General features: G+C 67.8%; 22 protein-coding genes. 12 read left to right on the forward strand and 10 right to left on the reverse strand.

The window, feature by feature from the left end; genetic code table 11:
- Window positions 1-57 precede the first annotated feature (57 nt).
- On the reverse strand, window positions 58-528 hold the full coding sequence (locus EBE87_RS07700) for a DUF3597 domain-containing protein (RefSeq protein WP_120636423.1): 471 nt from the start codon (window positions 526-528) through the stop codon (window positions 58-60).
- Between the two features lie 211 nt (window positions 529-739).
- Between EBE87_RS07700 and parC the strand changes: the two genes are divergently transcribed.
- The gene (gene parC, locus EBE87_RS07705) at window positions 740-2,974 is read left to right on the forward strand and encodes a DNA topoisomerase IV subunit A (protein ID WP_120636424.1); all 2,235 of its coding nucleotides are present in this window, start codon (window positions 740-742) and stop codon (window positions 2,972-2,974) included.
- A gap of 16 nt (window positions 2,975-2,990) precedes the next feature.
- Here the strand turns inward: parC and EBE87_RS07710 are convergent, their stop codons facing one another.
- The 3 genes from EBE87_RS07710 to EBE87_RS07720 all read right to left on the reverse strand — a co-directional run bounded on the left by EBE87_RS07710 (window position 2,991) and on the right by EBE87_RS07720 (window position 5,516).
- Window positions 2,991-4,256, reverse strand: coding sequence for an MFS transporter (locus tag EBE87_RS07710; protein ID WP_120636425.1), 1,266 nt, complete (start codon window positions 4,254-4,256; stop codon window positions 2,991-2,993).
- 95 nt (window positions 4,257-4,351) lie between these two features.
- Window positions 4,352-4,867, reverse strand: coding sequence for a glutathione peroxidase (locus tag EBE87_RS07715; protein ID WP_120636426.1), 516 nt, complete (start codon window positions 4,865-4,867; stop codon window positions 4,352-4,354).
- On the reverse strand, window positions 4,860-5,516 hold the full coding sequence (locus tag EBE87_RS07720; protein WP_120636427.1) for a sulfite oxidase-like oxidoreductase: 657 nt from the start codon (window positions 5,514-5,516) through the stop codon (window positions 4,860-4,862). The genes EBE87_RS07715 and EBE87_RS07720 overlap by 8 nt, the downstream gene beginning before the upstream one ends.
- An 85-nt stretch (window positions 5,517-5,601) precedes the next feature.
- On the opposite strand from EBE87_RS07720, the gene ggt reads away from it, so the two are divergent.
- Window positions 5,602-7,323, forward strand: coding sequence for a gamma-glutamyltransferase (ggt, locus tag EBE87_RS07725; RefSeq protein ID WP_120636428.1), 1,722 nt, complete (start codon window positions 5,602-5,604; stop codon window positions 7,321-7,323).
- A 14-nt stretch (window positions 7,324-7,337) separates the two neighbouring features.
- Here the strand turns inward: ggt and EBE87_RS07730 are convergent, their stop codons facing one another.
- Entirely contained in the window at window positions 7,338-9,026 is a 1,689-nt protein-coding gene (locus EBE87_RS07730) for a thiamine pyrophosphate-dependent enzyme (protein WP_120636429.1), read from the reverse strand.
- Window positions 9,027-9,306: 280 nt separating this feature from the next.
- Between EBE87_RS07730 and EBE87_RS07735 the strand changes: the two genes are divergently transcribed.
- Both EBE87_RS07735 and EBE87_RS07740 read left to right on the forward strand, forming a co-directional pair.
- Window positions 9,307-9,561, forward strand: a complete 255-nt coding sequence (locus EBE87_RS07735; RefSeq protein WP_120636465.1) for an Lrp/AsnC ligand binding domain-containing protein — start codon at window positions 9,307-9,309, stop codon at window positions 9,559-9,561.
- 103 nt (window positions 9,562-9,664) lie between these two features.
- The gene (locus tag EBE87_RS07740; protein WP_120636430.1) at window positions 9,665-9,952 is read left to right on the forward strand and encodes a hypothetical protein; all 288 of its coding nucleotides are present in this window, start codon (window positions 9,665-9,667) and stop codon (window positions 9,950-9,952) included.
- Between the two features lies 1 nt (window position 9,953).
- Here EBE87_RS07740 and EBE87_RS07745 read toward each other — a convergent pair whose 3' ends face one another.
- Window positions 9,954-11,690, reverse strand: a complete 1,737-nt coding sequence (locus tag EBE87_RS07745) for an ABC transporter ATP-binding protein (protein WP_120636431.1) — start codon at window positions 11,688-11,690, stop codon at window positions 9,954-9,956.
- Between the two features lie 196 nt (window positions 11,691-11,886).
- Between EBE87_RS07745 and EBE87_RS07750 the strand changes: the two genes are divergently transcribed.
- The 5 genes from EBE87_RS07750 (at window position 11,887) to EBE87_RS07770 (ending at window position 16,787) form a co-directional block, all read left to right on the forward strand.
- Window positions 11,887-13,098 (forward strand): NADP-dependent isocitrate dehydrogenase, encoded by a 1,212-nt coding sequence (locus EBE87_RS07750; protein WP_120636432.1) that lies wholly within the window; start codon window positions 11,887-11,889, stop codon window positions 13,096-13,098.
- Window positions 13,099-13,266: 168 nt separating this feature from the next.
- Complete coding sequence (locus EBE87_RS07755) at window positions 13,267-14,238, forward strand: Bug family tripartite tricarboxylate transporter substrate binding protein (protein WP_120636433.1); 972 nt, start codon at window positions 13,267-13,269, stop codon at window positions 14,236-14,238.
- 84 nt (window positions 14,239-14,322) lie between these two features.
- Complete coding sequence (locus tag EBE87_RS07760; protein ID WP_120636466.1) at window positions 14,323-15,018, forward strand: DUF599 domain-containing protein; 696 nt, start codon at window positions 14,323-14,325, stop codon at window positions 15,016-15,018.
- Window positions 15,019-15,157: 139 nt separating this feature from the next.
- Complete coding sequence (locus EBE87_RS07765) at window positions 15,158-16,174, forward strand: ABC transporter substrate-binding protein (RefSeq protein WP_120636434.1); 1,017 nt, start codon at window positions 15,158-15,160, stop codon at window positions 16,172-16,174.
- A gap of 70 nt (window positions 16,175-16,244) precedes the next feature.
- Window positions 16,245-16,787, forward strand: a complete 543-nt coding sequence (locus EBE87_RS07770) for a hypothetical protein (RefSeq protein ID WP_147425914.1) — start codon at window positions 16,245-16,247, stop codon at window positions 16,785-16,787.
- A 26-nt stretch (window positions 16,788-16,813) separates the two neighbouring features.
- Here the strand turns inward: EBE87_RS07770 and EBE87_RS07775 are convergent, their stop codons facing one another.
- Window positions 16,814-18,295 carry an ATP-binding protein gene (locus EBE87_RS07775; protein ID WP_120636436.1) on the reverse strand — a complete coding sequence of 494 codons (1,482 nt, stop codon included), beginning with the start codon at window positions 18,293-18,295 and terminating at the stop codon, window positions 16,814-16,816.
- An 85-nt stretch (window positions 18,296-18,380) separates the two neighbouring features.
- On the opposite strand from EBE87_RS07775, the gene EBE87_RS07780 reads away from it, so the two are divergent.
- Window positions 18,381-19,868: an amidohydrolase family protein gene (locus EBE87_RS07780; RefSeq protein WP_233552962.1), complete on the forward strand. Its 1,488-nt coding sequence runs from the start codon at window positions 18,381-18,383 to the stop codon at window positions 19,866-19,868.
- Here EBE87_RS07780 and EBE87_RS07785 read toward each other — a convergent pair.
- Both EBE87_RS07785 and fusA read right to left on the reverse strand, forming a co-directional pair.
- Window positions 19,865-20,176 (reverse strand): hypothetical protein, encoded by a 312-nt coding sequence (locus EBE87_RS07785; protein ID WP_120636437.1) that lies wholly within the window; start codon window positions 20,174-20,176, stop codon window positions 19,865-19,867. The genes EBE87_RS07780 and EBE87_RS07785 overlap by 4 nt on opposite strands.
- Before the next feature lie 8 nt (window positions 20,177-20,184).
- A complete protein-coding gene (gene fusA / locus EBE87_RS07790; RefSeq protein WP_408887703.1) occupies window positions 20,185-22,278 on the reverse strand; it encodes an elongation factor G in 2,094 nt (697 codons plus the stop codon).
- A gap of 433 nt (window positions 22,279-22,711) precedes the next feature.
- Here fusA and EBE87_RS07795 point away from each other — a divergent pair, with 433 nt between their 5' ends.
- Window positions 22,712-24,022 (forward strand): DUF1800 domain-containing protein, encoded by a 1,311-nt coding sequence (locus EBE87_RS07795; protein ID WP_120636469.1) that lies wholly within the window; start codon window positions 22,712-22,714, stop codon window positions 24,020-24,022.
- Entirely contained in the window at window positions 24,019-25,227 is a 1,209-nt protein-coding gene (locus EBE87_RS07800; RefSeq protein WP_120636438.1) for a DUF1501 domain-containing protein, read from the forward strand. The genes EBE87_RS07795 and EBE87_RS07800 overlap by 4 nt, the downstream gene beginning before the upstream one ends.
- 8 nt (window positions 25,228-25,235) lie before the next feature.
- Here EBE87_RS07800 and dksA read toward each other — a convergent pair whose 3' ends face one another.
- Window positions 25,236-25,649: an RNA polymerase-binding protein DksA gene (gene dksA / locus EBE87_RS07805; RefSeq protein ID WP_199707044.1), complete on the reverse strand. Its 414-nt coding sequence runs from the start codon at window positions 25,647-25,649 to the stop codon at window positions 25,236-25,238.
- Window positions 25,650-25,661 lie beyond the last annotated feature (12 nt).

Consider the following 25,661-nt stretch of genomic DNA (forward strand, 5'->3'; position numbering starts at 1 on the left):
AGGAGCTGATGCTAATCATCCCGTCAGGCGGCGCACAAGGCGCCGCCTCCGGGCTCCTCAGTCGCGCAGCTCGGCCGGCACCTTGCCGCCGTTCTCGGCGAGCTTCTTCATGACCTGCTTGTGCAGCCAGATATTCATGCTGGCGGAGTCATTGGTGTCGCCGGTGTAGTTCAGTTCCTGCGCCAGTTCCTTGCGGGCCTGCAGGCTGCTGTCCAGGCCCAGCAGCTTCATCAGGTCGACGATGGACTGCCGCCAGTTCAGGTTCTGCCCGTTCTTGGACGCCATCTCGGTCAGAACCGCATCCACGTCCACGTTCTGCGGCGCGGCGCCAGCCGTGGAGGTCGAAGCCATCGGCGGGGCGCCCGGCGTCGGCACGGAGGACGTGGCCGGGGAGGACGACTGCCCCGCCGCGGGCGTGGTCGGAGCCGGGGCGCTGGTGGTATCAGTGCCAGCCGGTGCCGCAGCCTCCTGCGCCGCCGCCGGCTTCTGCCCCAGGATCTTCGACATGATTGAGCCGAAAATGCTCATGCGCTGTTTCTCCTTGTGATGCGGCCGTGAGCGTGCCGTTGTGGTCGTAACGCCCTGGCGCGGTTCAGGGTTGGCGGCGCCAACCGGGAGCCTCTGCTGACAGTGCAGTGTGTTTCTGTTATGTTCTCGCACTCTGGCGCTGGCGGCGCTGATGCGCTAGCCCACCGAAGCCTCGATTTTCCTAAACGCCTGTTCTGCCGGGGAGCCCACCATGCCCGATGACCTGATTCTTCTGCCGCAGGACGGTGAAGTCCCCACCAACTTCTCGGCCGCCTTGTCCGAGCGGTATCTGGCCTATGCCATGTCCACCATCACGGCGCGTTCGCTGCCGGACGTTCGGGACGGGCTGAAGCCGGTGCACCGTCGCCTGCTCTGGGCCATGCACCAGTTGCGGCTGGACCCGACCGGCGGCTTCAAGAAATGCGCCCGCATCGTCGGCGACGTGATGGGTAAGTACCACCCGCACGGCGATGCCTCGATCTACGAGGCCATGGTGCGGCTGGCTCAGGAATTCGCGGCCCGGTACACGCTGGTCGAAGGCCAGGGCAACTTCGGCAATATCGACGGCGATAACGCCGCGGCCATGCGCTACACCGAGGCCCGGCTGACCGCCGTGGCCCAGGCGCTGCTGGAAGGCATCGAGGACAACGCGGTCGATTTCCGCGCCACCTACGATGGCGAGGAGCAGGAGCCGATCGTCCTCCCCGCCGCCTTCCCCAACCTGCTGGCCAATGGCGCGGCGGGCATCGCGGTGGGCATGGCGACCTCCATCCCCCCCCACAACGCGGGCGAGCTTTGCGCGGCGGCCATCGAGCTGATCCGCAACCCCAAGGCCGAGATCGACGACCTGCTGCGCCATGTGCCGGGGCCGGACTTCCCCACGGGCGGCATCCTGGTGGAAGGCGCGGACGCGATACGGGAAGCCTATGCCACCGGCCGCGGCGGCTTCCGCATCCGCGCGCGCTGGGAGAAGGAATCGCTGAAGAATGGCACCTGGCAGGTGGTGGTCAGCGAGATTCCCTACCAGGTGCAGAAGTCCCGCCTGATCGAGCAGATCGCGCAGTTGATGGAGGAGAAGAAGCTCCCCCTGCTGGCCGATGTGCGGGACGAGAGTACCGACATCGTCCGCATCGTGTTGGAGCCGAAGAACCGCACGGTGGACCCTGCTGTGATGATGGAGACGCTGTTCCGCGCGACGCAGCTGGAGAACCGCATCTCCCTCAACATGAACGTGCTGGACGCCAACCGCACGCCGCAGGTGATGGGGCTGAAGCAGGTGCTGCGCGCCTGGCTGGACCACCGGCACGAGGTGCTGGTGCGCCGCAGCCAGCATCGGCTGGACGCGATCGCCCGGCGGCTGGAGATTCTGGACGGCTACCTGATCGTCTACCTCAACCTCGATGAGGTGATCCGCATCGTGCGGGAGGAGGATCATCCGAAGCCCGCGCTGATCGCCGCCTTCGAACTGACGGAGATGCAGGCGGAGGCCATCCTGAACATGCGCCTGCGCGCCCTGCGCAAGCTGGAAGAGATGGAGATCCGCAAGGAGCACAAGAAGCTCTCGACGGAGCAGAAGTCCCTGCAGGGCCTGCTGGCCAGCGAGACCAAGCGCTGGAACCGCATCGCGGATGAGATCGCGGCGACGCGGGAGAAGTTCGGCGAGGAGACCGAGATCGGCCGCCGCCGCACCACTCTGGATGCCGCCCCGGTGGCCGTGGTGATCGATGAGCGCGCCTTCGTGGAGAAGGAGCCCATCACGGTCATCCTGTCCGAGAAGGGCTGGATCCGCGCGCTCAAGGGCCATGTGCCGCCGGAGAACGAGCAGAAGTTCAAGGAAGGCGACCGCCTCCGCTTCTTCCTGCATGCGCAGACCACGGACCGGTTGTGCCTCTTCGCCACCAACGGCAAGTGCTTCACCCTGAAGGCGGATGCCCTGCCCCGTGGCCGAGGCGACGGCCAGCCGGTGCGCCTGATGGTGGACCTGGGCAATGAGGATGATGTCGTCACGCTCTTTGTCTGGCAGGAGGGCGTGAAGCACCTCGTGGCCTCGACCGACGGGCGTGGCTTCATCGTCAAGAGCGAGGACCTGGTGGCGGAGAAGCGCACCGGCAAGCAGGTCCTGGTGGTGGAGAACGGCCAGGAGGCGGCCTGCCTGATCCCGGCCGATGGCGACACGGTCGCGGTGATCGGCGAGAACCGCAAGCTGCTGGTCTTCCCGCTGGAACAGCTGCCGGAAATGACGCGCGGCCGTGGCGTGGCGCTGCAGGGCTACCGCGATGGCGGCATGGCGGATGTGAAGGTCATTCAAGCCAGCGCCGGCCTGAGCTGGAAGGTGGGCGAGCGGGTGCGGTTGGAAACCGACCTGACCGCCTGGCGCGGAAACCGCGCCGGGGCTGGCAAGCAGCCGCCCCACGGCTTCCCCAAGAACAACCGCTTCGGGGAGTGAGGCGGCGGGAGGTGGCTCAGGCCACCTCCTCATCCAGGCGCTGGAGGTCGCGCAGCTTCGGGAAGAGGCGCATCCAGAGGCCCGCCACCACGACGGTGCCGACACCGCCCAGCACCACGGCGGCCACCGGCCCGATCACCGCGCCCATCGTGCCGCTGCGGAATTCGCCCAACTGGTTCGAGGTGCCGATGAACAGCATGTTCACCGCCGCCACCCGGCCACGCATCTCGTCCGGCGTGCGCAGTTGCACGAGGGTGGAGCGCACCACCACACTGACCACGTCCGCCCCGCCCAGCACCGCCAGCGCCAGCACCGAGAGCGGCAGCCAGGTGGAAAGGCCGAAGACGATGGTAGCCAGCCCGAAGACGCCGACAGCCGCGAACATCAGCAGCCCGGCGTGACGGCGGATCGGCCGCCGCGCCAGCCAGATGGACACCGCCAGGGCACCCACCGCCGGCGCGCCGCGCAGCAGGCCAAGGCCCCAGGGGCCGGCATGCAGGATGTCATGCGCATAGACCGGCATCATGGCCACCGCGCCGCCCAGCAGCACGGCGAACATGTCCAGCGAAATGGCGCCCATGATCTCGGGGCGGGAGCGGATGAAGTGCAGCCCGCCGAAGACCGCTGCCAGCGTCACCTTCTCTCGCGGCCGGGCCGGCTGGCGCAAGCGGATCAGGGTGATGGAAAGGGCGGCGCAGGCATAGGCCACCGCCACGATGGAATAGACCACCCCCGCCCCCAGCCCGTAGAGCAAGCCGCCGGCGGAGGGCCCGATGATGGTCACGGTCTGGAAAACCGAGGAGGACAAAGCCGCCGCGCGGGAAAAGAGCGAGGCCGGCACCAGGCTGGGCAGCAGGGCCTGGAGGCTGGGCTGCTCGAAGGCCTTGGCGACGCCGAAGAGGCCGATCAGCGCATAGATCATCCCCGGCGTCACGGCATGGTGGAATGATGCGAATGCCAGCGCCACGGCGCAGAGGGCGGAGAGCACCTGGCAGCAGGCGGCGATGCGGCGGCGGTCGAAGCGATCCACCACCTGCCCGGCCACAAAGACCAGCACCACCATGGGCAGGAACTGCGCCAGGCCCACCAGGCCCAGCGACAGCGGGCTGCGGGTCAGCTCATAGATCTGCCAGCCCACAGCCACGGTCTGCATCTGGTAGGCCAGGGCTGAAAAGCTGCGGCTGCCCAGGAAAGCCAGAAGGTCGGGTTGTCGAAGGAGCCGTCCTTGGTCCTCGTCGGCCAGAGATGCCTCGGCGGCGGTGGCGCCGGAATTCTGCTGCATAATTACCGTAAGCCTGGAGAAGCACGGGCCGGGATGCCCGGGAGCGGGCACCATAAGCATGCCCGCCGCCGATTCATCGCATTACGAAACCGACATCAGGCCAGTGCCGCTTCCACAGCACGCAGCAGTTCCGGCGAACCCGGTTCCACCTGACTCGGATAGGTCTGGAGCAGCCGCCCGTCGCGCCCCACCAGGTACTTGAAGAAATTCCAGCGCGGCGCCCCGGCCCAGACAAAGAAGGGATGCGCCTCCGGCCCCTTCACATGGCTGATGGCAGCCATGGGGAAGTCCACCCCGAACTCCGCGTCGCAGAAGGCCTTCACTGCCGCATTGTCGGCGGCCTCCTGGTTGAAGTCGTTGGATGGCACGCCCAGCAGCAGCAGCCCTCGGGCCGCATAGGTCTCGTGCAGCTTCTGGAGCGCGGCGAACTGCCGTGCGAAGCCGCAGAAGCTGGCGGTATTCACAACCAGCATCGGCTTCCCCCGCCAGGCGGCGAGGTCGATCTCCCCACCCTCGATGGCCGGGAAGCGGAAGTCGTAGGGATGTGGCGCGGGTGCGGCCGCCATCAGCAGTGGGGCCACCAGCAGCAGGCGTCGGGACAGGTCAGCCATAGCGTTCCTCCAGCCAGGGGTCGCCCCGGTCGTGATAGCCGCGCACTTCCCAGAAGCCGGGCTCGTTGCGGCCGAGGAAGCTGATGCGCCGCACCCATTTGGTGCTCTTCCACAGGTAGAGATGCGGCACCACCACCCGCAGCGGCCCGCCATGCTGCCGCGTCAGCGGCTGGCCTTCCCAGGAATGCGCCAGCAGGTTCTCGGGCCGCGCGAAATCCTCCAGGGTCAGGTTGGTGGTGTAACCGTCATGGGCCTCGAAGGTGACGAAGCGGGCGCCTGGCTTCAGCCGCACCAGGTCCAGCAGCGCCGGGACCGGCACGCCCTGCCAGTGGTTGTCGTAGCGCGACCACTGGGTGACGCAGTGGATGTCGTTGCGCCGCTCTTCCTGCGGCAGGTCGTTCAGCCAGGCCCAGTCCAGCGTCACCGGGTTCTCGACCAGGCCGTCCACCCTCAGGCGGAATTTCTCGACCGGCACCTCGGGCTGGATGCCGAGGTCCAGCACCGGAAAATCCTGCACCAGCCGCTGGCCGGGCGGCAGGCGCTGCTCCGGCGTCGCGGTCTGGCCGGTCAGCAGCCGGCCAGCCTTGGCCCAGGCCTGCTTGGTTTCCACCAGCTTCTGCCGGATGCCGCCGGGTTGGTCCTCTGCCATCGCATCGCCCTCGCTCTGGCACAGTAGGTGACATCGCACGGCCCGGATGCAAGCTTACGGCCGACTTACGAAGGAGGCATTCCACATGCGGTCACCGGTCCTGGCCCTTCTGATGATGCTTGGCGCCGCCCCGGCGCTGGCCGAGGCCACTTCCGCCCTGGATGCCCAGCCCCGCGCGGCGGCCCGCGCCACCCGCCAGATGGTGGCCGCGGCCCATCCCCTGGCTGCCGAGGCCGGCCTGGCGATGCTGCGGCAAGGCGGCACGGCCGTGGATGCCGCCATCGCCGCGCAGGTGGTGCTGACGCTGGTGGAGCCGCAATCCTCCGGCATCGGCGGCGGCGCGCTGTTGATGCACTGGAATGCGGCGCGCCGGCGCGTCTCTGCCTGGGATGGGCGGGAAACGGCGCCGGCCGCCGCCACGCCGGGGCTTTTCCTGAAGCCCGACGGCACGCCGATGCCCTTCTACGAAGCCGTGCTGTCTGGCCGCAGCGTTGGCGTGCCAGGGGTGATGCCGATGCTGGCGGCGGCCCATGCCGTGGAAGGCCGCCTGCCCTGGGCGGATCTCTTCGCCCCCGCCATCAAGCTGGCGGAGGAAGGCTTCGCCATCTCGCCCCGCCTTGCGGCGCAGATCGCCGCCGATGCCGAGCGCCTGAAGCGCAACCCGGCCGCCGCGGCCTATTTCTTCAAGCCCGACGGCGCGCCACTGCCGGAGGGAGCCATCCTCAAGAACCCGGCCCTCGCCCAGACCCTGCGCGCCCTGGCCGAGCGCGGTGCCGCCGCGCTCCAGACCGGCCCGATCGCCGCGGCCATCGTGGAGGGCGTGCAGAAGCATGGCGATGCCAGCAATGGCATGACGGCGGCTGACCTCGCCGCCTATTCACCGAAGCAGCGCATGCCGGTGTGTGGCCCTTATCGTGCCTTCACTGTCTGCGGCTTTCCGCCGCCCAGCTCCGGCGGCGTCGCGGTGGCGCAGATCCTGGGCGTGCTGGAACATTTTCCGCTCTCCCACCTCGACCCGCGCGGAGTGGATGCGGCGCATCTGATCGGCGAGGCCGGGCGGCTGGCCTTCGCGGATCGCAACCTCTACCTGGCGGACAGCGACTTCGTGCCGGTGCCGCTGCGCGGGCTGCTGGAGCCCACCTACCTGACCCTTCGCGCCCAGCTTCTGGACCAGGACCGAGCCGTCGCCAGCCCGCGCGCCGGCAACCCGCGCTGGCGCGATGCCGACCTGGCGCCGCAGCCGGCCCAGCCGGAATACGGCACCAGCCACCTCTCCATCGTGGATGCCGCCGGCAACGCGGTGTCCATGACCACTACGGTCGAGGATGCCTTCGGTGCCCGCCTGATGGTGGCCGGCTTCTTCCTGAATAACGAGCTGACCGATTTCTCCTTCCGCCCCGAGATCAACGGGCGGCCGGTGGCCAACCGGGTCCAGGGCGGCAAGCGGCCGCGATCCTCCATGGCGCCGACGCTGGTCTTCAACCCGGATGGCACGCTCTTCGCGACATTGGGCTCGCCGGGCGGCGCGCGCATCATCGGCTATGTCGCGCAGGCGCTGACCGGCCTGCTGGACTGGAAGCTGGACCCACAGGCGGCTGTCTCGCTGCCGCATATCGGCACCACAGGCATCGAGGTGGAACTGGAGGCCAATACCGGCGCCGCCGGGCTGGAGGGCGCGTTGAAGCAACGCGGCCATGTTGTCACCGTCCGCCCGATGGATTCCGGCCTCCAGGCGGTGGTGGTGACGCCGGCGGGCCTGCTGGGTGGCGCAGACCCGCGGCGGGAAGGCGTGGCGGTCGGGGACTGACCGCCCTCGCCCGCTTACTTCCTGGCGGCCTGCTGGCGCAGATCGGCGATGGTGGCGCGGTGCGTCACCTGCTCAGGGTTCACCCGCACCTCGATCACGGCCGGCTTGCCGCTGGCCAGGGCGCGCTGGAAGGCCGGGACCAGTTCCCCATCGCGCTCCACCAGTTCCCCATGGCCACCGAAGCTCTCGATGAACTTGGTGAAGTCCGGATTGGTCAGCTTGGTGCCCGAGACGCGGCCGGGATAGACGCGCTCCTGATACATGCGGATGGTGCCGTACATGCCGTTGTTGAACACCAGCACAATGGGCGCCACGCCGGCCTGGAAGGCCGTGGCGATCTCCTGCCCCGTCATTAGGAATCCACCATCGCCCACCAGCGCGATGGAGACCCGGTCCGGATAGGTGATCTTGGTCCCGATGGCGGCAGGAACGGCATAGCCCATGGCGCCATTGGTCGGGCCCAGGAACTCCTGCTTCTCCGTCATGTGCATGAAGCGGTTGGGCCAGGTGGCGAAGTTGCCGGCATCGCAGGTGAAGATGGCGTCCGGCGGCAGCACGGCTTCCAGCGCCTGCAATTCGCGCGCGAGGTTCAGCGGGCCTTCATAGTCCGGCGCTTCCGCCTGCTTCACGCGGGCGGCATGGACTTCCTTGGTCCAGGCGGACCAGCGCGGGGCACCGGCCGGCGCCGGCAGCTTCGCCAGGGCCTGGGCGAAGGCATTGATCTCGGCAGTGACGCCCAGGGCCGGGCGATAAACGCGGCCGATCTCGGCCTGGTCCGGATAGACATGGACGATGGGCGTGGCGCCCGCCATGTCGAAGAGCGTATAGCCCTGGCTCACCGGCTCCCCAATACGGGTGCCGAAGGCCAGGATCAGGTCGGCCTGCTTCGCCTTGGCCACCAGCCCGGCATCGGCCCCGACGCCGAGGTCGCCGGCATAGTTCGGCAGGCGGCAGTCGAACAGGCTCTGGCGGCGGAAGGCCACGGCCACCGGCAGGTCCCGCGCCACGCAGAATTCGCGGATGATCCGGCGCGTCTCTTCCGTCCAGCGGGAGCCGCCGAGCACCACCAGCGGCCGCTCCGCCTTCTCCAGCATCGCCAACATCTTATCCATGGCGGCGGGGGATGGATAAGCCGGGGCCACGTCGGCCGGGCCGATGTCGGGCACGGCCACCCGGCGCTTCTGCATTTCCTCGCTGATCGCCACAACCACGGGGCCAGGGCGGCCGGAGGTGGCGACATCGAAGGCATGCGCCATCAGCTCGGGAATGCGGGCCGCATCGTCGATCTGCGTCACCCACTTGGCCACCGAGCCGAACATGCGGCGGTAGTCCACTTCCTGGAAGCTCTCGCGGTCGGTTTCCTCAAAGGGAATCTGGCCCACGATCAGCACCAGCGGCGTGCTGTCCTGCATCGCCACATGCACGCCGATGGCGGCATGGCAGGCGCCCGGGCCGCGCGTCACCAGTGCCACGCCGGGGCGGCCAGTCAGCTTGCCATGGGCTTCGGCCATGTTCACTGCGCCGGCCTCGAAGCGGCAGGTCACCAGCTCGATCTTGTCGCTGTTGGCGTAAAGGCCATCCAGCACATCCAGGTAGGACTCGCCTGGCACGCAGAAGGCGTGGGTGACACCCTGCGCCACCAGCGCATCGGCGAGGATCTGCCCTCCGGTACGGGTGGCGGTGTCCGTGCTGATCGAATCCATGGTCCGACCCTTCCTCCAAAAATACTTCGGGAAGAACTAGCCTGCCGCCGGGCGGCCGACCACCCTGGGAGACGAGGCCAAGCCAGGCTTCGTCAGCCGGACCACACGAGGGGAAAGGCGGGGGTCATCAGGCCCATTTCCAGGCCGCCGGCAGGGTCGTGCCGCAGGCAGTGATCCGGCTTGCGGCAGAGGAGGCCGCAGCCGTCTTCCGCCCCCGCCCATGATGTGGCAACAGCCCCAGGGCGCCGCGACGGGCCGGCGCATCCACAGGGAGGCGGCGATGCGGGCGATATTCGTGCAGATCAAGTGCGAGATGGGTCATGCCTACCGCGTGGCGCGGGAGATGGCGGATACCATCGAGGAACTCTCGGAGATGCATTCCACATCCGGCCAATACGACCTGCTGGGCAAGTTCTACCTGGGCAGTGACCAGGATATCGGCCTCTTTGTCGTGGAACGGGTGCAGACCGTGGAGGGGGTGAAGGACACCTACACCATCCAGACCTTCAACGCCTTCACCGCCACGCGCGGCTAGTTCCAACGCCGCAATTGCCGCGATTCGCCACCGAAACGCCGTTATTGCGTCGATGAAACGCCTTACCGGGTTGTCATGTTCATCCTCTCAGGAGGACTGGATCATGTTCACCCGTCGTGTTCTTCCCGCCTTCGCCCTTGCTGGCACCCTGCTGGTGGCGGGCTGCCAGAACCCGGATGGCTCTACCGACTGGGGCAGCACCCTGGCCCTTGGCGCGGGCGCCGGCCTCGCCACGGCGCTGATCGCCGGCGCGGCTTCCGATGACGGAGGCCGCCATTACCACCGCGGGCCACGCTACAGCGGCGGCTACTATGGCCGGCCGGCCTACGGGCCTGGCTACGGCCGCGGCTATGGTCGCGGCTACGGCTACGGCCGCCGCGGCGGCTGGTAAGTCAGGCGGCGCCCTGCTGGGCGCTGCCACCCTGCTGCGCCTCATGCAGCCGTCTGTACAAGCCACCGGCGGCAACCAGATCCTGGTGGCGCCCCTGCTCGGCAATGCCGTTGCGGTCCACCACCACGATACGGTCCGCGTCGCGGATGGTGGCAAGCCGGTGGGCAATGACCAGCGTGGTGCGGCCGCGTGAGAGTTCCGCCAGCGATTGCTGGATGGCGCGCTCCGTTTCGGTATCCAGCGCGCTGGTGGCCTCGTCCAGGATCAGAATCGGCGGGTTCTTCAGGAAGATGCGGGCAATGGCCAGCCGCTGCTTCTGACCGCCGGAGAGCTTGACGCCCCGCTCCCCTACCACCGTGTCCAGCCCCGCCGGCAGGCCGGCGATGACCGTGTCCAGCCGGGCGCGGCGGGCGGCTTCCAGGATCTCATCCTCGGAGGCGCCAAGTCGGCCATAGGCGATGTTCTCCCGCAGCGTTCCGGCGAACAGGAAGACATCCTGCTGCACGATGCCGATCTGCCCGCGCAGGGAAGCCAGGGTCATCTTGCGGATATCGATGCCGTCGATGGTGATGCGCCCCGCATCGGCCTCATAGAAGCGCGGCAGCAGGGAGCAGATGGTGGTCTTGCCGGCACCGGAAGGCCCGACGAAGGCCACCGTCTCCCCCGCCCGGATCGTCAGGGAGATATTGCTCAGCACCGCCTTTTCCGACCCATAGCCGAAGGAAACGCCTTCGTAGCGGATGTCGCCCTTCAGGCCTGAGACGGCCACGGCATCCGGCGCATCGGCGATGTCGGGCTCGGTATCCAGCAACTCGGTATAGCGACGGAAGCCGGCGATGCCCTTGGGGTAGGTTTCCAGCACCGCGTTGATCTTCTCCACCGGGCGGAAGAAGACGCCAACCAGCAGCAGGAAGCCCACGAAGCCGCCGGCGCTGAGGTCGCCCTGCAGCACGAAGTAACTGCCGGCGATCATCACCACCATCTGCGTCAGCCGCATTCCCAGGTAGGAGATGGAGGTGCTGGCGGCCATGATCTTGTAGGCCTGCAGCTTGGTGCTGCGGTACCTGGCGTTGTCCTCGGCGAAGAGGCGGCGCTCATGGTCCTCGTTGGCGAAGGCCTGGACCACCCGCATGCCGCCCACATTCTCCTCGATCCGGGCATTGAAGGCGCCTACCCGGCTGTAGATGGCGCGCCAGGTCGTGGTCATGCGGCTGCCATAGTGGGCGGAAAGCCAGGCGGTCAGCGGCACGATGACGGCGGTGATGAGCGCGAGCTGCGGATGCACCATGAACATCAGCGCAAAGGCGCCGATGAAGGTCATCACCGCGATGAAGAGGTCTTCCGGCCCATGGTGCGCGACCTCCCCCACTTCCTCCAGATCCCTGGTGACGCGGGCGACGAGGTGGCCGGTCTTCTGGTTGTCGTAGAAACGGAAGGACAGCTTCTGGAGGTGGTCGAAGGCCTTCCGGCGCATCTCCGTCTCGATGTTGATGCCGAGCGCGTGGCCCCAGTAGGTGACCACGGACATCAACCCGGTGTTCAGCAGATAGACGACCAGCAGGCCGGCCGAGGCGAGCAGGATCAGCCCCCAGTCCTGGCCCGGCAGCAGGTAGTCCACGAAGCCACGCACCGCCAGGGGAAAGCCCAGCTCCAGCAGGCCGGAGAGCACCGCGCAGGAGAAATCCAGCAGGAAGAGGCCCCGGTGCGGCCGGTAATAGGCAAAGAAACGTTTCAGCATGGGGTCACTGCACCGGAACGAAGAGAGACCGGCTGATTAGAGGCTTTTTGCCGCCGCGGGAACCATTGGCGTCGCCCCCTGCCCTTGCCGCGCCAGCCTGCCAGTGCGATGGTCCGCGCCACCAGCCCGCCGCCCCGGGGCGAGCCGGCAGCGGCGGCGGGGGCGGATGAGCAAAACTGTCCAGACGAGGACCAGCATGGCCAAGATCAAGGTAAAGAACCCCGTCGTCGAACTCGACGGCGATGAGATGACCCGCATCATCTGGGGGTTCATCAAGGACAAGCTGATCGTCCCCTACCTGGATGTGGACCTGAAGTACTACGACCTCGGCATCGAGTATCGCGACCAGACCGACGACCAGGTCACGATCGACGCCGCCAATGCCATCAAGCAGTACGGCGTGGGCGTGAAGTGCGCGACCATCACCCCGGACGAGGCCCGGGTGAAGGAATTCGGCCTGAAGAAGATGTGGAAGTCCCCCAACGGGACCATCCGCAACATCCTCGACGGCACCATCTTCCGTGAGCCGATCATCTGCTCCAACGTGCCGCGCCTGGTGCCGCACTGGTCTAAGCCGATCGTCGTCGGCCGCCACGCCTATGGCGACATCTACCGCGCCGTCGAGATGAAGGTGCCCGGCCCCGGCACCGTGAAGATGACCTACACGGCCGAGAACGGCGAAGTGCAGGAAATCGGTCAGTTCGACTTCAAGGGCCCGGGCGCTGCCATGATGCAGCACAACCTGAACAAGTCGATCGAGGGCTTCGCCCGCGCCTCCTTCAACTACGGCCTGGCGCGCGGCTACTCGGTGTACTTCTCGCACAAGAACACCATCCTCAAGGCCTATGACGGCAACTTCAAGGACATCTTCCGCGCCATCTTTGACGCCGAGTTCAAGGCGGAGTTCGAGAAGCGCGGCCTGACCTATGAGGACCGCCTGATCGACGACATGGTGGCCTCCGCCCTGAAGTGGGAAGGCGGCTACATCTGGGCCTGCAAGAACTACGATGGCGACGTGCAGTCCGACATCGTGGCGCAGGGCTTCGGCTCGCTCGGCCTGATGACCTCCGTGCTGCTCTCCCCGGATGGCAACACCGTGGAATCCGAGGCCGCGCATGGCACGGTGACGCGCCACTACCGCGAGCACCAGAAGGGCCGCGAGACCTCGACCAACCCGATCGCCTCGATCTTCGCCTGGACCCGCGGCCTGGCCTATCGCGGCAAGTTCGACGGCACCCAGGACGTGGTGGACTTCGCCAACGCGCTGGAGCAGGTCTGCGTCGAGACGGTCGAGAGCGGCTACATGACCAAGGACCTGGCGGTGCTGATCGGCAAGGACCAGCCCTGGCTGAACACCCAGAACTTCCTGTCCAAGCTGGACGAGAACCTGAAGAAGAAGATGGGCTGAACGCCTTTCCTCCCTTCCGGGAACAGATCAGGCGGGGCGCTTCGGCGTCCCGCCTTTTTTCATGGCGACAAGACAGCCGCGCAAGCGGTTGCGCGTGCGGCATTCCCGATCCTAAACTGATTGTAACGGCCGCGCCGCTGCGACGACCGAGCAAGGGAATTATCCGGAATGCCATTCCATCGACGTGGCCTGCTGCTGGGCGGGCTGGCCCTGCCCTTCATCTCACGCGCCTCTCGGGCGCAAGCCAACTGGCCGGCCCGGACCGTGCATGTCACCGTTCCCTATTCCCCTGGCGGTGGCACCGATGTCTTCGCGCGCCTGCTGGCGGAAGGGCTGCGCAGCGTGGTGGGCCAGAGCCTGGTGGTCGAGAACCGGGTGGGCGGCAATGGCGTCATCGGCTCGCAGCAGGTCTCGCGGGCCGATGCGGACGGGTATTCCCTGGCAGTGGTCACGAATACCCACACCATGAACAAATACGCGATGCAGGCCGTGCCCTTCGATCCGGTAACGGACTTCACGCCTATCAGCCTGCTGTCGAGCTTCCCCATGGTCATCGCCGCCTCGGCCAGCGCGCCCTACAAGGACGTGGCCGGGCTCATCGCCTACGCCAAGGCGCATCCTGGCGAGATCAGCTTCGGCAGCTCGGAGGCCTCCACCTCCTATGGCGGCAATGAATTCGCCCGGCTGGCCGGCATCAAGATCGAGGAAGTGGCCTATCGCGGCGGCGCGCCGTTGATGAACGACATCGTTGCCGGCAACCTGCCCCTGGGCTGGACCAGCATTCTCTCCGCAGGCCCTTATTTCAGGAATGACCGGGTGCGCATCCTGGCGGTCACCTCCGCCAGCCGCTCGCCGCTGCAGCCCGAGATCCCCACCGCGGCCGAGGCCGGGCTGCCGGGCTATGGCTTCGCCGGCTGGTACGGCATGCTTGGCCCTGTGGGCATGAAGCCGGACACGGCGGAAGCCATTCATGCCGCCAATCTCAAGGCGGTGGCCCTGCCTCAGTACCGGCAGCGCTTCACCGAGCTGGGCGCCGATCTCAAGATGCTGGGGCCACAGGATTTTGCTGCCTATCTGCGGCAGGAGGACAGCCGCTGGGCCGAGGCTTCGAAGGCCGGGCTGATCAAGCCTTTGCAGTAATGGTTGCCTGCCGCGCGGCCCGTGTCGCGCGGCGTCTCACGGACCTAGTGCCGGCTGGGCGGCCGGCGTGATATGCGCAGCGGCATGGACCTGCCGCTGACGCTCCTCGACTGCATTGCCCTCGCTCTGTTTGCCCTGTGCTGGGCCGGCTACGCCGCCGTGGTGGACCGCGTGCCCTCCATCCATGCCCGCAGCGTCATCGCCGCCATGGATGAGCACCGGCGGCGCTGGATGCGCATGGCGCTGCTGCGGGAAAACCGGATCTCCGACATCAGCATCATCGGCAACCTGATGACCAGCACCTCCTTCCTGGCCAATACCAGCATCTTCATCCTGGGCGGGCTGGTAGCGCTGCTGGGCGCGCCGGAGATCGGCCAGAGGGTCTTTGGCGCGGTGCCCTTCGCCGCCGTGCCGGAAAGCACCGTGGCCTGGGAAGTGAGGCTCTTCCTGCTGATCTTCATCTTCGTCCGCGCCTTCTTCGAGCTGACCTGGGCCCTGCGGCAGTTCAACTACGCCAGCACCTGCATCGGCGCGCTGGGGACGGGCCCAGAGTGGACGGCCCAGGCCGATGTGGCAGCGCAGGTGGCCAACCGGGGCGCGCGGCACTTCAACACGGGGCTGAGGGCCTATTACTTCGGCCTTGCCGCCCTGGCCTGGATTGTTCATCCGGTGGCGCTGATGCTGAGCAGCCTCTTGGTTTTGTCCGAGCTGCACCGGCGCGAGTTCCGCTCGGTGGTACGCGATGCACTGCTGATCCAGGCGCCGCCAAGCGGCCCCTGATCAAGGCAAAGGCAGGCCTCCCACGGCCTTTGCACAGCCTATGGGCAGCCAACCTGCGGTTGCCTGATTCTGTGCCCGGCGCCTCCTTGACGCTCCGGCCCTGCCCGCCTTCTCTGGCGCAAACGGAGGCCATTCAGCCATGCAACGTCGCCATCTGATGATCGCCGCCGGTGCGGCGCTTGCCATGCCGGCCATTCGGCCCGCCAGCGCGCAGGGCAAGCCTGTCCGCTTCGCGCTGGACTGGGCGCTGCAGGGCAACCACGCCATGTGGGTCCTGGCCGACGACAAGGGCATCTTTCGCGACAACGGCCTTTCCGTGAAGATCGACCGTGGCTTCGGCTCGGGCGACACGGCGGTGAAGGTGGCCTCCGGCGCCTATGACCTCGGCTTCACCGACATCAGCACAGCGGTGAAGCTCAATGCCGATAACCCGGACAAGCGCCTGGTTTCCATCTACCAGGTCTTTGACCGCACGGCCGCGGCACTGATCACGCTGAAGGGGCGCGGCATCAACAGCCCCAAGGACGTGGCCGGCAAGAAGGTCGGCGCGCCGGAAGGCGAAGGCAGCCGCATGATCTTCCCGGCCTTTGCCAAGGCCGCCGGCGTCGAGGCCGACAAGATCAAGTGGACCAGCATGGCCGCCAATTTGCGCGACACCATGCTGGCGCAGGGGCAGGTGGATGCGGTCACGGGCTTTCTCTTCACCACCCACTTCAACCTCGTGGGCATCGGCATCCCGGAGGACAATATCCTTGCCTGGCCCTATGCCGAGAATGGCCTCGACCTTTATGGCAGCGCCGTGGTGGCCCGCGCCGACTGGCTGGAGAAGAACCCGCAGATTGCCTCCGCCTTCGTGAAATCCTCCATTCTCGGCCTGCGTGCGCTGCTGGCGGATATCCCTGGCGGCATGGCGGCCATCAAGAAGCGCGAGGCTCTGTTTGACGAGGCGCTGGAAGCCCGCCGCTTCGCCATGACACGGGACCGCTCCATCCTGACGCCGAACGTGAAGCAGAACGGCTTCGGCTATCTGGACATGACCCGCGCGGAAACGCTGATCCGCGTCAATGCCGAGGCTTACGGCGTGTCCAACCCGCCAAGCGTCGCCAGCATGTTCACCAGCGACTTCCTGCCACCCGTGGCCGAACGGCAGGTCTGACCCGCGCCGGGCGGCCGCAACCTTGGACAGGGCGGCCCCCTTCTCCCATATCTGATGGGGGAGATGGATCATGAAGCGCTTCGCAACGGCCCTCGTACTGTGTTCAGTGGCGGGCCTCGCCCAGGCCGCACCGCTGCGCGACGGCGCGACCGGACTCACTGTCGATCCGCCGGCCGGCTACATCGCGCGGGCGGAGGCGCCGGATAAACAGCATGCCGCCACCTTCTCCGTGAAGCGCCCTAGCGAGACGGCCACCGGTTGTCAGGTCGGCTTCACGCGGGTGCCAGGCAATGCCCGTCGGTCCCAGCCCGAGATCAATGCGATGATCCGCAGCCCGGCCGGACAGGAGGCCGGGCGCGCCGCCCTGGCCTCCGTCTACAATGTCACTGAGGCTGCCACGGTGCAGCTCGGCGATGTCAGTGCCCTGCTCTTCCTGGCCAACTTCAAGCCGCACCGGAAGCTGCCGCCGGAGGCACAGAATATCCGCACGCTCTTCGCCATTCTCGAAACGCCGCGCGGCCGCACCAGCATCGTCTGCACGGCGCAGAGTGGAGAATTCGCCAGCCGCCGCCCGGAATTTGAGGCCGTGGTGCGCGGCACGACCCCTCCCTGAGAGGGAAGTGAATTGGCAGAACAGTTTCAAGTGGCGTTAGGGTCGCCCGGCGCGGTTTCCCAGCCCAGCTCCACCAGCGCCACGATGCGGCGCCCGGCGGCATCGGGGCGGCAGACGATGGCGCCCTGCTCTTCCATATAGGAGAGCAGCCGCCGCGCCCGGCCCACGGAACGCGTGCCATAGGCCTGGGCGATGACACCATCCGAAGGGCAAGGAGACCGCTCCAGCGCCGCGCGGCCCAGCAGCAGGAAGACACCCTGCACATCCTCAGGCAGGGCAGCCGCGCGGGCCTGGATCTGCTGCCACTCCTCGCCCTCGGCGGCTTCGGCGCTGATGCCGGCGCGGGCCACCGCCAGCATGCGGCGGAAGGCGGGGATCTCGGGCGGCTTGCCGGGCACCGCATGGATGCGCAGCCGCACCAGGAAGTCCTGGTACAGCACGGAGACGTTGCGGAAGGCTGCCTCGGGCTCCGCCAGGATCTGCCGCAGGATCTTCTCGAGCTGCGCCTTGCGGGCGGCGAGTTCCTCTGCCGTGGCCGCAGGCTCGGCGCGGACCTGCGGCGCCGCCGGTCGCGCCTGTGCCAGTTGCGCCAGGATATCCGGCGGCGGCGCAGCCGGGGCACGGCGCGGCAGTGGGCGGATCGGGTCAGGCGCGGATGCCGCGCTCATCACCAGCTCGCGCGCCTCTTCCGGCGCCGTCTGCGGCAGCGGCACCAGGGATGGGTTTGTGCCGCGGGATTCCGTCTCCACCGCGCCGATGCGGATCGGCAGGGGGCGGCGGGAAAGTGCCGGACCCAGCGCCACGAAGCTGCCGCGCGGCAGGTCGCGGAACATCTCGGCCTGCCGCCGCTCCATGCCCAGCAGGTCGGCGGCGCGGGCCATGTCGATGTCCAGGAAGGTGCGGCCCATCAGGAAGTTGGAGGCCTCGGCGGCGACATTCTTGGCCAGCTTCGCCAGCCGCTGCGTGGCGATGATGCCGGCCAGCCCGCGCTTGCGGCCGCGCGACATCAGATTGGCCATGGCGCCCAGGGAGGCCCGGCGGGCTTCATCCGAAACCTCGCCGGCGGCGGCGGGCGCGAAGAGCTGCGCCTCGTCCACCACCACCAGCATGGGGGCCCAGAAGTCGCGGTCGGCATCGAAGAGGCCACCGAGGAAAGCCGCGGCGTGGCGCATCTGCCCGTCGGCATCCAGGCCTTCCAGGTTCAGCACCACGGAAACCCGGTGCGCGCGGGCCTTGTCGGCGGCGCGCTGCAAGGCGGCCTCGGTATGCTCGGCGGCATCGATGACCAGATGGCCGAAGCGGTCGGCCAGGGTGACGAAATCCCCCTCCGGGTCGATCACCGCCTGCTGCACCCAGGGGGCGGACTGCTCCAGCAGGCGGCGCAGCAGATGGGACTTGCCGGAGCCCGAATTGCCCTGCACCAGCAGGCGCGTGGCCAACAGCTCCTCCAGGTCCAGCGTGGCGGGCTGGCCGCTGCTGGTGGTGCCCATCTCGATGCCGACTGTCATTCCCGTCTCCGTTGCGCGGGGTGCGGTATAGCGGCGCATGGTGGGGCTTGCCATTCACACCGTCCCCCGGTGCATGCTGTCTGCCATGAACCGCCAGCTCATCTCCGGCGCCCGGGTGCTGACACCCGACGCCACCGAAGCCCCCCTCGCCGCCATCCTGATCGAGGAAGACCGCATCGCCGCCATCCTGCCGCCGGATGCGGTGGTGGAAGATGCCAGGCGCCACGATGCCTCCGGCCGCCTTGTGATCCCAGGCCTGGTGAATGGCCATACCCATGGGCATGGCGGCCTCGCCAAGGGTGCCGGCGACAAGTGGGACCTGCCGCTGCTGCTGGCGCATGCGCCCTGGGTCGGCGGCGGGCGCGGCCTGGTGGAGAAGCGGCTTTCCACCACCCTGACGGCGGTCGAGATGCTGAAGAAGGGCTGCACCGCGGCCTTCGACCTTTCCGCCGAATTTCCAGGCCCGACGCAGGAAGGGCTGGATGCCATGGCGGAGGCCTATATTGCGGTGGGGCTACGTGCCGTGCTGGCACCCATGATCGCCGACCGCAGCTTCTTCCAGGCGACGCCCGGCCTGGTCGAAGCCCTACCGGAAAGCCATAGGGAGCGTGCCGCCACCATGCGGATGGCGGATGGCGCCGCCACCCTGGCCACGGTGGATGCCGCCGCGCGGAACTGGCGGCACGGTGCATCGGGCATCGCGCTCGGCATCGGGCCAACCATCCCGCTGCATTGCTCGGACGAGTTCATGCGCGGCTGCCAGCGGCTGGCCGATGAGCATGGGCTGCGGATGCAGACCCATGTTTCCGAAGCGCGCTATCAGGCTGCCGGGGGCGAGGTGATGTATGGCTCCACCCTGCTGGCCCATATGGACCGGCTGGGGCTGGTGACCCCGCGCTTCAGCGTCGCGCATGGCGTCTGGCTGACGCCTCAGGATTTGGAACTGCTCGCCGCGCGCGGCGCCGGCCTGTCCCATAATCCCGGCGCCAATATGCGCCTGGCCTCCGGCATCGCGCCGGCACGGGCAGCGATCCGGGCCGGCGTCCGGGTGGGACTTGGCACCGATGGTTCCTCCTCCTCGGACAACCAGAATATGTTCGAGTCCATGCGGCTTGCGGCCTTCGCCTCCCGCCTCTGGGACGGTGCCGAGGAAGATGACTGGCTTGGCACGGCGGAGACGGTGCGGCTGGCAACGGAAGGCTCCGCCGCCATTCTGGGGCTCGAAGCCGGCAGCATCGCCCCTGGCAAGCTGGCGGATCTGGTCTTCCTCGACCTGGACCACATCAACTGGCTGCCCCTGAACAATGCCGCGAACCAGCTTGTCTGGACGGAGGATGGCAGCGCGGTGCGGGATGTCATGATCGGCGGCGCGTGGAAGCTGCGCGAGGGCCGTGTGCTGGGGCTTGATGAGGCCAGATTGGCCGCCGATGCGCGTGCCGCCGCCGTCCGCCTGGCCGAGGCGACCAGCGAGAGCCGGGCCTGGTGCGAAGCCACCGCCCCGCATGTCGCCTGCCATTGCCGCGCCTTGGCCGGGCGCTTCACCCAGGTCCGCCGGCTGCTGCGCGCCGACTAGCGCAGTGCCGCTTCCGCCCGCCGCACGCCCGCCAGCGGCAGGCGGGCGCGCCCCACCACCTGGTCCTTCACCACCACCAGCCAGCGGTTGTCGGGAACAGGCGGGCGGAGCTCCACCACCCTCGCCTCGTCATCCAGCGCTACGGCGTGGCGCAGGCGCCAGCGGAACCAGACGGGCCCCTGAACGCGAACGACGCGGGCGATTGTCTCGCCCGCGTCGTTGCAACCGATCCATTCCAGCGCCGAGGGGGGATGACCCTCCCCGGCTGCCGGGTCTTCGATGCGGCCTCGCTGCCAGCGGAGCCGCATCCGGCGCCTCAGGCGCTCTGCTTCATGATCTCGTCCGCGACGTTGCGCGGCACCGGATCGTAGTGGTGGAACTGCATGGAGAAGGACGCACGGCCCTTCGTCATGCCACGCAGGTTGGAAATGTAGCCGAACATCTCCTTCAGCGGCACGTGAGCGCGGACGATGACCGAAGTGCCGGCCATGTCCTGACTCTGGATGATGCCGCGGCGGCGGTTGAGGTCGCCCACGACGTCACCGACGTGATCCTGCGGCGTGGTCACTTCCACGTCCATGATCGGCTCCAGGATCACCGGGCCAGCCTTCTTCATGCCCTCGCGGAAGCAGGCCTTGGCGGCGATTTCGAAGGCCAGGGCGCTGGAGTCCACGTCGTGGTACTTGCCGTCCACCAGGGAGAACTTGAAGTCCACCGTGGGGAAGCCGGCCAGCACGCCCGTGTCGGCCTGCACCTTGATGCCCTTGTCGACAGCCGGGATGTATTCCTTCGGCACCGAACCGCCGACGACGGCATTGACGAACTCGATGCCCTCGTTCCGCTCCTTCGGCTCGAAGGTGATCTTCACCTCGGCGAACTGACCCGAACCACCCGACTGCTTCTTGTGGGTGTAGGTCTCGGTGTGGGACTTCGTGATCGTCTCACGATAGGCCACCTGCGGCGCGCCGATGTTGGCGTCGACGCCATACTCGCGGCGCAGACGGTCGATGATGATCTCGAGGTGCAGCTCGCCCATGCCGGACAGGATGGTCTGGCCGGTTTCCTGGTCGGTCTTCAGGCGCAGCGAGGGATCCTCACCGGCCAGCTTCTGCAGGCCGAGCGTCATCTTCTCGACGCCGTCCTTGGACTTCGGCTCGACGGAGATGTCGATGACCGGCACCGGGAAGGCCATGCGCTCGAGCACGACAGGGTCTGCCGGGTCGGCCAGGGTGTCACCCGTCAGGGTGTCCTTCAGGCCCACGATGGCGACGATGTCGCCCGCGAACACTTCCTTCACTTCCTCACGCTTGTCGGCATGCATCTGGAACATGCGGCCGATGCGTTCCTTGTTGCCCTTGGCCGTGTTCAGGACGGTATCGCCCTGGCGCACGACGCCGGCATAAACGCGGATGAAGGTCAGGTTGCCGTACTTGTCGTTGATCATCTTGAAGGCGAGCGCGGAGAACGGCGCGGTCTCGCTCACTTCGATGATGCGGCGCGGGGTCGTCTCATCCTGGCCTTCCTCGGGGGCGACCATGATGCCTTCGACTTCCACCGGGCTCGGCAGGTAGTCGCAGACGGCGTCCAGCAGCGGCTGCACGCCCTTGTTCTTGAAGGAGGAGCCGCAGACGACGGGGCGGAAGGTGCCGGCGATCGTGCCCTTCTTGATGCACTTCTTCAGGGTCTCGACGGAAACGTCGCCCTTGTCGAAGTACTCTTCCATCGCCGCGTCGTCGACCGACAGGGCGGTGTCGAGCAGGATCTGGCGATACTCGGCCGCCTTGTCCTTCAGGTCGTCGGGGATCGGGGCCTCATGGTACTTGGCGCCGAGCTCGTCGCCTTCCCAGATCAGGGCCTTCATCTCGACCAGGTCGACGATGCCCTTCAGGTTGTCCTCGATGCCGATCGGCAGCTGCAGGGCGACCCAGTTGATGCCGAGCTTCTCGGTCAGCGTCTCGGCCGCGCGGTAGAAGTCGGCGCCCGTGCGGTCCAGCTTGTTGATGTAGATGATGCGCGGGACGTTGTAGCGGTCGGCCAGGCGCCAGTTGGTCTCGGACTGCGGCTGCACGCCGGCCACGCCCTCGATCACGAAGACCGCGCCATCGAGCACGCGCAGCGAGCGGTTCACCTCGATGTTGAAGTCGATGTGGCCCGGGGTGTCGATGACGTTGATCCGGTGGCCCTTCCACTCGGCCGTCACGGCAGCGGAGGTGATCGTGATGCCACGCTCACGCTCCTGCTCCATGTAGTCGGTCGTGGTGTTGCCCTCGTGGACCTCACCGATCTTGTGGGACTTGCCGGTGTAGTAAAGAATCCGCTCAGTCGTCGTCGTCTTGCCGGCGTCAATGTGCGCCGTAATGCCGATATTGCGGATCTTGTTGAGCGGGGTGCGCGCCACGGGGGCCTCCATACGCATCGCGGCGCCAGCCGCGTGAAACATCTCTGCGGCGCCGACGACGCCGATTTGTAGCACGGCGCGAGCCGCGCGGGAATCACGATGCGGGCCAGCGGCGGTCCTGTGCACCGCGCACTCGCCCGTCCCGTCCGAACCCGGTCGCCGCGACCGAAGCACCAGCCCCGCCTGAAGGCAGGGACCGCACGGGCCAGGGGGGAAGCATCCTGGCGCCATCGATGCCGAAACGATCACTGCGGCCCGTTGATGCCGCGGACCCGCACTGCGAGTCCCTTCGGCACCGGCCGTTGTGGGCGGCAGATGCACCGGATCGGGCTTCATTGCAAGCGGTAAGACCAGCCCGCCCCCCTTCTCCACCCCCCGGAACGCAGGACACCGATGTTACATTTCCTGAAACACTACGGTGACCTTGATGGGCCATGATGCCGGCATGCTTCCCCAAGGCATCCTCGCCGCCATCCGCTTCGGCCTGGGCCCGCGGCCGGACCAACCCGTGCCGGCGGATGCCGTTGCCTGGCTGAAAGCGCAGATTCGCGACCCCGCCCTCCCGCCGCCCTTGCCCGAGGGCTGGGAGCGGACGCCGACGGCTGCGGACGGCCTGGCCATGCTGCGCCAGGACCAGATGAACCGGGCGCAGCCGGATTACCAGACGCTCGTGCCCGCTTTCTACCGGCTGGAAGCCGCCGCGCTGATGCAGGGCAGCCTGACCACCGCCATGCCCTTCCGGGAGCGGCTGGTGCTGTTCTGGTCCAACCATCTCAGCGTCAGCGTGCGGGAAGGCAGTGTCCGCGCCCTGGCGGGAGACTACGTCCGCACCGCCATCCGCCCGCATGTCACGGGCCGCTTCGAGGACATGCTGGTTGCCGCGATCCGGCATCCGGCCATGCTCTATTACCTGAACCAGGCATCCTCGGTCGGCCCGAACAGCCCGCTGGGCCAGCGGCAGCGGCGCGGGCTGAACGAGAATCTGGCGCGCGAGGTCCTGGAGCTGCACACCCTCTCCCCGGTCTCCGGCTACACCCAGGCTGATGTCACGGAATTCGCCCGGCTGCTGACTGGCCTGAGGGTCGAAACCGCCAACGAGCCGCTCGGCAGCCGATTTTGGCCCACTGCGCATGAACCCGGCGCCAAGACCATCCTGGGCCAGCGCTTCGAGGAGGGGCCGGAGCAGATCGACGCCGCGCTGCGCTGGCTGGCCCGGCATGAGGCAACCCACCGGCACCTCGCCCTGAAGCTGGCCCGGCACTTTGTGGCCGATGCGCCGCCCCCGGCCGTGATTGACCGCCTCTTCGCCGTGCTGTGGAACAGCGGCGGTGACCTCGCCGCCGCTGCCGAGGCCTTGGTGGACCTGCCGGAGGCCTGGGATCGCCCTCTGGCTAAGCTGCGCACGCCGCAGGACTTCGTGCTGGCCAGCATGCGCATCCTTGGTGCCGCGCCGGAGCTTGCGCCAATGGCGGTGAGCGGTGTCGCCTCCCTCAACCAGGCAGTCTGGCTCGCCCCCGCCCCGATCGGTTGGCCGGACTCCGCGGAAGGCTGGCTGCACCCTGAGGGCATGATCCGCCGGATGGAGCTGGCCTATAGCCTCGCCGGCCGCTTCAGCCGGCTGAACCCCAATGAGCTGGTGCCGATCGCGCTGGGCCCCCTCGCTCGGCAGGAAACCATCCGGGCGATCAAAGGCGCCGGCTCGGTCCGCGACGGCCTCACCCTCCTGCTCGCCAGCCCGGAGTTCCAGCGCCGATGAGCAAGACCTCACTTCATCTGCCCCGGCTCGGCCGCCGTGGCCTCCTGCTGGGCCTGTCGGCCATGGCGGTGGCCGGACAGGCTCGGCTGGCGCTGGCACAGCCTGCCGCTACCCCGCAGGAGGCCCGTCTGGTGGTCGTGTTGCTGCGCGGCGCCCTGGACGGGCTGGCGGCGGTGCAGGCCTATGGCGATGCGGATTTCGCGGCCTTGCGCGGTCCCCTGGCCCTGCCCGAGCCGGGCAATGAGGAAGGCCTGCTGGACCTCGGCGGCTTTTTCGGGCTGCACCCGACCCTGGCCCAGGTGCATGAGATGTACCGGGCCAATCAGGCACTGATCGTCCATGCCGCTGCCGGATCCTATCGCACCCGCAGCCACTTCGATGCCCAGGACATGCTGGAAAGCGGCGCTTCCGAGCGTCTGAGCTCCGGCTGGCTGAACCGCGCGCTTGAGGCGATCCCCGACCGCCCCGGCGCCGATGCCCGCACCGGCCTCGCGGTGGGACTGGACATGCCGCTGCTGCTGCGCGGCAAGGTGCCGGTCGGCATGTATGCCAGCCCGCGCGGCGGCCGTCCGGACCCGGACCTCTACGCCCGCTTCGCCGACCTGGCGCATGATGACCCGCTGCTGGGCCCGGCGGTCATGGAGGGGCTGCGGGCCAGAGGCTTCGCGGCGGACCGGCTGGATGACGGGCTTCGCAAGGCGGGCGGCTTCCCCTCGCTCTGCGGCATCGCCGGGCGGTTGCTGGCGGACCCCGCCGGACCGCGTGTGGCCGCGCTGGAAACCGGGGGCTGGGACACCCATTCCTCGCAGATGAGCCGGCTGAACTACCCGTTGCGGCAGTTGGACGAAGGGCTCGGCTCGCTCAAGGCGCAGCTTGGCAGCGCCTGGCAGCATACGGCTGTGCTGGTGATGACCGAATTCGGCCGCACTGTGCGGGCCAACGGCAACCAGGGTACCGACCATGGCACGGGCGGCGTGGCCTTTCTGCTCGGCGGCGCGATCGCGGGCGGCAGGGTCGCAGCCGACTGGCCAGGCCTGGGAGCCGGCAAGCTGCTGGAGGACCGCGACCTGCAGCCTACGGTCGACCTGCGCGAGATCGCCAAGGGGCTGCTGCGCGACCACCTGCGACTACCGGCGACGGCGCTGGAAGCAGCCTTTCCCGACAGCAGGGAGGTCGTGCCGAAAGGCGGCCTCCTGGCCACCTAGCATGCGCCTCAGTCGTCGCGGTGGATGCGCTCCATCCGCTCATGCCGCTCCTGCGCCTCGATCGACAGCGTGGCGATCGGGCGGGCCTCGAGGCGGCGCAGGCCGATCGGCTCGCCTGTTTCCTCGCAATAGCCGTAGCTGCCGTTCGCGATGCGGTCCAGCGCCTGGTCGATCTTGGAAATCAGCTTACGGGCACGGTCGCGGGTGCGAAGTTCCAGTGCCCGGTCGGTCTCGACACTGGCCCGATCCGTGAGGTCGGCTTCGGCAATGCCGCCTTCCCCGAGGCTGGCCAGAGTATCCCCGGCTTCTCGCAACAGGTCCTGTCGCCAGCGCAGCAGCTTCTGGCGGAAATACGCCTGCTGCAGGGGATTCATAAATTCCTCGGTGTCCGAGGGCCGATAATCAGGCGGCAACGTGATCAGCATTGAACTTGA

It is taken from the genome of Teichococcus wenyumeiae (assembly GCF_003696345.1).
Lineage (GTDB): Bacteria > Pseudomonadota > Alphaproteobacteria > Acetobacterales > Acetobacteraceae > Pseudoroseomonas > Pseudoroseomonas wenyumeiae.

Bases quoted from the DNA above. Each gene is read 5' to 3' on its own strand.
- EBE87_RS07700 (WP_120636423.1), bottom strand. From the start codon at position 528: ATGAGCATTTTCGGCTCAATCATGTCGAAGATCCTGGGGCAGAAGCCG.
- parC (WP_120636424.1), top strand. From the start codon at position 740: ATGCCCGATGACCTGATTCTTCTGCCGCAGGACGGTGAAGTCCCCACC.
- EBE87_RS07710 (WP_120636425.1), bottom strand. From the start codon at position 4,256: ATGCAGCAGAATTCCGGCGCCACCGCCGCCGAGGCATCTCTGGCCGAC.
- EBE87_RS07715 (WP_120636426.1), bottom strand. From the start codon at position 4,867: ATGGCTGACCTGTCCCGACGCCTGCTGCTGGTGGCCCCACTGCTGATG.
- EBE87_RS07720 (WP_120636427.1), bottom strand. From the start codon at position 5,516: ATGGCAGAGGACCAACCCGGCGGCATCCGGCAGAAGCTGGTGGAAACC.
- ggt (WP_120636428.1), top strand. From the start codon at position 5,602: ATGCGGTCACCGGTCCTGGCCCTTCTGATGATGCTTGGCGCCGCCCCG.
- EBE87_RS07730 (WP_120636429.1), bottom strand. From the start codon at position 9,026: ATGGATTCGATCAGCACGGACACCGCCACCCGTACCGGAGGGCAGATC.
- EBE87_RS07735 (WP_120636465.1), top strand. From the start codon at position 9,307: ATGCGGGCGATATTCGTGCAGATCAAGTGCGAGATGGGTCATGCCTAC.
- EBE87_RS07740 (WP_120636430.1), top strand. From the start codon at position 9,665: ATGTTCACCCGTCGTGTTCTTCCCGCCTTCGCCCTTGCTGGCACCCTG.
- EBE87_RS07745 (WP_120636431.1), bottom strand. From the start codon at position 11,690: ATGCTGAAACGTTTCTTTGCCTATTACCGGCCGCACCGGGGCCTCTTC.
- EBE87_RS07750 (WP_120636432.1), top strand. From the start codon at position 11,887: ATGGCCAAGATCAAGGTAAAGAACCCCGTCGTCGAACTCGACGGCGAT.
- EBE87_RS07755 (WP_120636433.1), top strand. From the start codon at position 13,267: ATGCCATTCCATCGACGTGGCCTGCTGCTGGGCGGGCTGGCCCTGCCC.
- EBE87_RS07760 (WP_120636466.1), top strand. From the start codon at position 14,323: ATGGACCTGCCGCTGACGCTCCTCGACTGCATTGCCCTCGCTCTGTTT.
- EBE87_RS07765 (WP_120636434.1), top strand. From the start codon at position 15,158: ATGCAACGTCGCCATCTGATGATCGCCGCCGGTGCGGCGCTTGCCATG.
- EBE87_RS07770 (WP_147425914.1), top strand. From the start codon at position 16,245: ATGAAGCGCTTCGCAACGGCCCTCGTACTGTGTTCAGTGGCGGGCCTC.
- EBE87_RS07775 (WP_120636436.1), bottom strand. From the start codon at position 18,295: ATGACAGTCGGCATCGAGATGGGCACCACCAGCAGCGGCCAGCCCGCC.
- EBE87_RS07780 (WP_233552962.1), top strand. From the start codon at position 18,381: ATGAACCGCCAGCTCATCTCCGGCGCCCGGGTGCTGACACCCGACGCC.
- EBE87_RS07785 (WP_120636437.1), bottom strand. From the start codon at position 20,176: ATGCGGCTCCGCTGGCAGCGAGGCCGCATCGAAGACCCGGCAGCCGGG.
- fusA (WP_408887703.1), bottom strand. From the start codon at position 22,278: ATGGAGGCCCCCGTGGCGCGCACCCCGCTCAACAAGATCCGCAATATC.
- EBE87_RS07795 (WP_120636469.1), top strand. From the start codon at position 22,712: ATGCTTCCCCAAGGCATCCTCGCCGCCATCCGCTTCGGCCTGGGCCCG.
- EBE87_RS07800 (WP_120636438.1), top strand. From the start codon at position 24,019: ATGAGCAAGACCTCACTTCATCTGCCCCGGCTCGGCCGCCGTGGCCTC.